This is a genomic window from Corallococcus terminator (assembly GCF_003611635.1).
Classification (GTDB): domain Bacteria; phylum Myxococcota; class Myxococcia; order Myxococcales; family Myxococcaceae; genus Corallococcus; species Corallococcus terminator.
On sequence record NZ_RAVZ01000079.1, the window covers coordinates 24964 to 31210 of the forward strand.

5 protein-coding genes are annotated in these 6247 nt (G+C 70.4%); 1 reads left to right on the top strand and 4 read right to left on the bottom strand.

Going from position 1 to position 6247, the window contains the following annotated elements; translation table 11 throughout:
* The first annotated feature begins 24 nt into the window (after window positions 1-24).
* Window positions 25-378 (top strand): hypothetical protein, encoded by a 354-nt coding sequence (locus tag D7V88_RS13975; protein ID WP_120541134.1) that lies wholly within the window; start codon window positions 25-27, stop codon window positions 376-378.
* 146 nt (window positions 379-524) lie between these two features.
* Here D7V88_RS13975 and nagZ read toward each other — a convergent pair whose 3' ends face one another.
* The 4 genes from nagZ to D7V88_RS13995 form a co-directional block, all read right to left on the bottom strand.
* Entirely contained in the window at window positions 525-1589 is a 1065-nt protein-coding gene (gene nagZ / locus D7V88_RS13980) for a beta-N-acetylhexosaminidase (protein WP_372241078.1), read from the bottom strand.
* Window positions 1590-2245: 656 nt separating this feature from the next.
* Entirely contained in the window at window positions 2246-4345 is a 2100-nt protein-coding gene (locus D7V88_RS13985; RefSeq protein WP_120541136.1) for a BatA domain-containing protein, read from the bottom strand.
* Complete coding sequence (locus D7V88_RS13990) at window positions 4342-5223, bottom strand: DUF58 domain-containing protein (RefSeq protein WP_120541137.1); 882 nt, start codon at window positions 5221-5223, stop codon at window positions 4342-4344. Before D7V88_RS13990 ends, D7V88_RS13985 begins: the two co-directional genes overlap by 4 nt.
* A gap of 13 nt (window positions 5224-5236) precedes the next feature.
* Window positions 5237-6247, bottom strand: a 1011-nt coding sequence (locus tag D7V88_RS13995; RefSeq protein WP_208726278.1) for an AAA family ATPase, incomplete at its 5' end; no start/stop codon positions are given.

Consider the following 6247-nt stretch of genomic DNA (forward strand, 5'->3'; position numbering starts at 1 on the left):
TCACGCCTCCAGAAGGAGCCGGTCATGCATTCGCGAGCCCTCTACCGCTGGACGTTGCTGGGGACCTTCGCCGCCACGGTGGCGTTCATCGGACCGGGCTGCAATCGCGACAGACCGCTGATGCCCCGGGCGGGGAGCCGCTACGAGGGCGTCGCCAACACCCAGCAGCGCGGGGCTCCCATGACGCCGATGCGGATGACGTCCGGCGAAGGCACAGGAGGCTCCGGCAGCGCGGGCACCACGGCCGCCGAGGACGGCGCGGGCGCCCAGGGCCACACCAACAAGATTGGCGCGCCGGGCTACACCGCGCCCAATGAGGACACGCGGGACCCGGGTGGAACGCAGCAGTTCATCCAGGGCCACCACGACACGGAGTGACGCACCCGCTCCGAAGCTGGAGTGCGCATGGCTCCCTCCAGGAACCTCACGACACGGAGTGACTCGCTCGTCATGGGCCCACCGGGGGATGGCTTCGAGCCCCGGATGCCGAGGAGGCCACTGTTCTGGAACGCGGTGTCCCGCGTTCAGCGCGACGCGAGCATGACCTCGGTCGGATCCTTGCCGGTGAACGCACTGGCGAGTCCCTGCGCGAGCGCGCGGTGATTTTCATCGCCCAGCGTGGCGAGCCGGTTCTCGGCGGGGTGCGCGAAGCGGGCGGCGAGCGCGTCCAGGCGACGGTGGGCTTCGGTGATGCGCTCGCGTGGCACGCGGCCGGACTCCACCGCCTTCACCAGCGCTTCGATGGCGCCGCGTTGCACGTCCGCGTGGTGACACACGAGGAACAGGTCCACGCCCGCGAGCGTGCCCTGCACCGCGGCCTCCTCCACCGAGTAGTGCCCCGCGATGGCCTTCATCTCCAAATCATCGCTGACGAGCACGCCGTCGAAGCCCAGTTCCTGGCGCAGGATGCCGTGCAGCGCGCGGTGGCTCATGGTCGCCGGCACGCCGGGCTCCAGCGCGTCGAACAGCACGTGCGCCGTCATCAGTGACGCGAGCCTCGCCTTCGCGAACGCCTGGAAGGGCACCAGCTCCACGCGGCGCAGCCGCTCCAGGTCGTGCGGCAGCCGGGGCAGGGTGAGGTGGCTGTCCGTCGTCGTGTCGCCGTGCCCCGGGAAGTGCTTCCCGCACGACGCCACGCCACCGGCCTCCATCCCGCGCGCGAGCGCCACGCCCAACCGGCCCACCTCCGCCGGGTCACGGCTGAAGCTGCGGTCGCCGATCACCGGGTTGGCCGGGTTGGTGTCCACGTCCAGCACCGGCGCGAAGTCCCAGTCGAAGCCCACCGCGCGCAGTTCGTGCGCGAGCAGCCGGCCCACGCGTTCGGCCAGGGCTTCGTCGCCGCGCTGTCCCAGCTCCCGCATGGGCGGCAGTGCCGTGAAGGGCGCGTCACGGAGCCGTGCGACGCGGCCACCTTCCTGGTCCACGGAGAGAATGAAGGGCCTGCCCGCGCGCACCTTCAGCTCGTGGCACAGCGCCGCCGTCTCGGCCGCAGTGCCCACGTTGCGCTTGAAGAGGATGGCGCCGTAGATGCCGTCGTCCATCAACGCCGCGAGGTCGGCGTCGATGCGGGTGCCAGGAAAGCCCACCATGAAGAGGCGGGCGCAGTCGCGATAGAGGGCGGAAGCAGGGCTCACGGCCGCGCAGTGTGGCAGAGCCCGCCGTCCGTGGGGCAGCGGATGCGCCTCCCTAGCGTCGGCTGCCTGTCAGGGCGTGGAGCAACCGGCTCCCCGCGAGGCAGCCGAACCCGGAAGACGAACACCGGGAGGTGGCCAGGATTCACTGCCGCAGCATCCGCACTGCAAGCCTGATCGCCCCTCTCCATGGCCGTGGAGCGACTGGCTTCTCGCGCAGCGGAAGAGGCGCCGAAGGAATGGCGACAGGCATCTGCCCGGGACGTGCCATTCCCTGGGGACTGCCACCGCGTGACGGGTCCTTCCGCAGCCGCATGCCCCGAAGCAGTGGCGCTCCCGCACTTTGTATGGAGCCCGGACTTGGAGTGGACACTCCAGAAACCGAATCCACGAGGACGCCCGTCGGCGGCTGCTCGCCAGAACCTGTCCGACTGTCGGACAGGTTCGCGCCATGCGCCCCCAGCGGGGAGCATCCTCCCGCTCCTCATTCCCCAAAGACCTCCTTGCGGTGAACCCACACAAAGCGCGGGAGCACCGAAGAAGTGGGCGGGACGACGTGGCCAGGATGCGCGCCCGGCGAGCGTGTCCGCCTTCTCGGAGAGGCTCACGCCCCGCTACTTCCGCAGCAGCGTCCCCTCGAAGAAGAACGCCAGGCACGCGGCCAGGATGAGCCACGTCCACAGCGGCACGGCGGGTTTGTCCGCGTCTCCCGTGGACGCCTTCACCGTGTCCTCGCCAAAGTAGGCCGTCAGCGTGTCCTGCGGCACCCGCGACAGGTCGCTCTCCGCCGGGTCCAGCGTGGCGGCGAAGTCCAGCGCGGCCACGGGCTTTCCCTCCGCCCCCAGCACCGAGTGGACCCCCGGCTCCACCGTGGGGCCCGCGACGAACGAACCGTCCGGTTGTGCCTTCACCGGCACCTCGCTGCCGTCCGGCGCGCGCACCGCCGTCACCTTCTGCGTGCCTTCCGGGCGCAGCGTCACCGTCTCGCCCACTCGCACGCGCACCTCCTCGCGCTCCTCCAGGGAGCCCGTGAGGTACGCCGCGAAGCGCTGCATCAGCGGCAGGAAGCTCGTCCGGATGGCGAAGTCGCTCCAGTCGCGGTCCACCGTGCTGGTGAACAGCGCCACGCGCCCCTTGCCCCGTCGCGCCACCGCCACCGCGGGCGCTCCATCCTCGTACGTGGCCAGCACCTGGCTCGTGCCCGGCGCGGACGGGCTGTCCGCCTCCAGCAGCATGTACTTGTAGAAGCGCGCCCCGATGAGTCCCTCTTCTGCCCGGCCCGTGAACGGCGCGAACAGCGGGTGGTCCACCTTCACCTGTGCCAGCTTCGCCGTCTTCGTCTCCGCGTCGGGGTCCTCACGCTCGGCGCTCGTGCGCACCAACCGCAGGGGCCTAGGCAGCAGCGCGCCCAGCCGCTGGTTGTACGTGTCCGGGTTCACGTGGTCGCCCACGCTCACGAAGAGGCCGCCACCGTTCTCCACGAAGGTCTTGAGCTTCGCCGCCTCGTCCTCCGACGGCGCGGGCGTGTTGAGCAGCAGCACCAGGTCATACGCGGTGAAGTCCTCGCGCAGGCCCACCTCCGTGTCGCGCACCGCCACGTCCACCGGCGAGCCCGGCGACGTGAGCGCCGCGTCCACGAAGAAGGCCTCATCCCGGTAGCGCGTCGCGTGCGGCGAGCCGTTCACCACCAGCGCCTTCAACCCGCGCGGCACCGGCAGCACGAAGGGTCGCCGGTCATCTTCCGCGAGCGCGTCCGGCGCCAGCGTCACCGCGCCCACCACCGTGCCACCCTGGGGAAAGCGCACCGTCAACGTCTTCTGCGTGGTGCCTCCCGCAGGCACGTCCACGAAGCCCTTGGCCAGCGTGGATTCGCCCACGCGCACCGCGGCCTCCAGGTCCTTCACCGGCTTCGCGCCGAAGTTCCGCACCGTGAACGTGAACTGGTACGAGCGCGGCCCCGCCTGGAGCGCGGGCTCCACCCGCAGGTCCACCAGTGCGTGGTTGTCCAGGGACTCGCGGCCTTCCGCCACGTCGCGCAGCACCACTTCCGGCTTCACCAGCGTGCCCGTGGGGCCCTTCACCGTGGGCGGCGGCGCTTCCAGCCGGAAGCCGGAGATCGTCATGTCGGAGACGACCACCAGGCGCTTGCCCGCCATCGGGTTCTCTTCCAGCGCCCGCGCCGCCATGTCCAGGCAGCGCGACAGGTCCGCCGAGCCGTACGTGGGCTTCGCCTCGTCCACGAGCGCGCGCAGCCGGGCCCGGTCGAAGCCCGGGGGCGGCGGTGCATCGGGCGCGCCCGTGCACACCATCACCGTCGCGGGCTCCTCCGGCAGCAGGTCCTTGAGCGCGTCGCGCGCTTCGTCGCGGCCCTTCTCGAACAACGACGTGCCGTCCGACCAGCGCATGGACAGCGACGCGTCCAGGATGATGGCCGTGGCCGCGGGGCCTCGCGTCACCGTCGCCGCCTGCGCGTCGCGGCTGAACTCCGGCCGCGCCAGCGCGAGCGGGATGGCCAGCAGGATGAGCGTGCGCAGCGTGTAGAGCAGCAGCCGCTTCAACTTGAGCCGGCTCGCCGTGCGCTTCTGGCTGCGCAGCACGAACGCCATCGGCCCGAACGGATGCGCCCGGGGACGCCTGCGGTCGAACAGGTGCACCAGCACGGGGATGAGCGCACCCAGCGCGCCCAGCAGGAACCACGGGTTGCCGAACGTCACCTGCGCCTCCCTCGACGCCCCAGGAAGCGCAGCAGCACTTCGTCCAGCCGCTCGTCGGTGCGCACCAACTCGTAGTCCACGTCCGCCTCGGCGCACTTCGCCTTCACGTCCGCGAGGAACGCGCCGAACTCCTCCAGGTAGCTCTGCTTGATTTCACGCGGGTTCACTTCGATGCGGCCCTCGCCTTCCATGTCCAGGAAGAGCGTGGGGTCATCGAACGGGAACGTCAGCTCCGCGGGGTCCACCAGGTGGAACACCGCCACGTCATTCTTGCGTTGCCTGAGCGCCAGCACCCGCTTCAGCGCCTCCTGCCGCTCATCCAGCAGGTCCGACAACACGATGACCGTCGAGCGCCGGGGCAGCACCTCCGCGAGATGATCCGCCGCGCTGCCCAGGTCCGTGGGGCCCTTCGCCTCCGTGTGCTCCAGCGCGTCCAGCAGCACGTTGAGGTGCCCCGCGGATGCTCGCGGAGGGATGTCCCGGAACGCGCCGCCCGCCATCACCGCGAGGCCCGCCGCGTCCTGCTGCCGCACGAGCAGGTAGCTGAGCGCGCCCGCGAGCGTCTTCGCCACCTCCAGCTTGGACATGGCGCCGCTCTGGTAGCCCATGGACGCGGACGCATCCACGACCATCACCGAGCGCAGGTTCGTCTCGTGCTCGTAGCGTTTGACGTAGTACTTGTCGAACTTGCCGTAGGCCTTCCAGTCCAGGTGGCGCAGCTCGTCGCCGGGGGCGTACTCCTTGTGCTCGGCGAACTCCACGCTCTGCCCCTGATGCGGGCTCTTGTGGAGGCCGGACAGCACGCCCTCCATCACCGCGCGGGCGCGCAGCTTCACTCCCTGGAGGCGGGACAGCGTCTGGGCGTCGAGCAGCGCCATGGGGTGGGCCGGACTAGCCCTTCACCACCGTGAGGAGCTGATCAATCAACTTCACCGACGTGATGCCTTCGCTCTCCGCGGTGAAGTTCGGCAGCACGCGGTGGCGCAGCACGGGCCTCGCCAGCGCGCGGACGTCCTCCACCGTGGCCACGAAGCGGCCGTTGAGGATGGCGCGCGCCTTGGCCGCGAGCACCAGGTACTGGCTGGCACGGGGACCCGCGCCCCACGACACGTTCTTCGCCACGAACTCCGGCGCGCCCGCTTCCTTGGGACGCGTGTGGCGCACCAGCTCCACCGCGTAGCGCACCACGTGGTCCGGCACCGGCACGCGGCGCACCAGCTCCTGAAGCGCGAGGATGCGCTCGGGGGAGAGGATCTTCTCCAGCTTCGGCGGCGCGCCCGCGGTGGTGCTCTTGACGATCTGCACCTCTTCCTCGGCGGTGGGGTAGCCCACGTCCACCAGGAACATGAAGCGGTCCAACTGCGCCTCGGGGAGCGGGTAGGTGCCTTCCTGCTCGATGGGGTTCTGCGTGGCGAAGACGAGGAAGGGCAGCTCCAGCGGGTACGTCCGGCCGCCGGCGGTGATGCGGTACTCCTGCATCGCCTGGAGCAGCGCGGCCTGCGTCTTGGGCGGCGTGCGGTTCACCTCGTCCGCGAGGATGATGTTCGCGAACAGGGGCCCCTGCATGAAGCGGAAGGAGCGGCGCCCCGTCGTCTTGTCCTCTTCCAGGATGTCCGTGCCGGTGATGTCCGAGGGCATCAGGTCCGGCGTGAACTGGATGCGGTTGAAGGACAGGTTGAGCACGTCCGCCAGCGTGGAGATGAGCAGCGTCTTCGCGAGGCCCGGGACGCCCACGAACAGGCAGTGGCCGCGGCTGAAGAGCGAAATCAGCAGGTGCTCCACCACGTCGCGCTGACCGACGACGCGCTTTTCAATCTGTTCGACGATGGCGTTGCGGGCCTGGGCAAGCTCCTCGACGGCGCGCAGGTCCTCGCTGGTGGCGTCGGACGGGGGGCCTGGGGC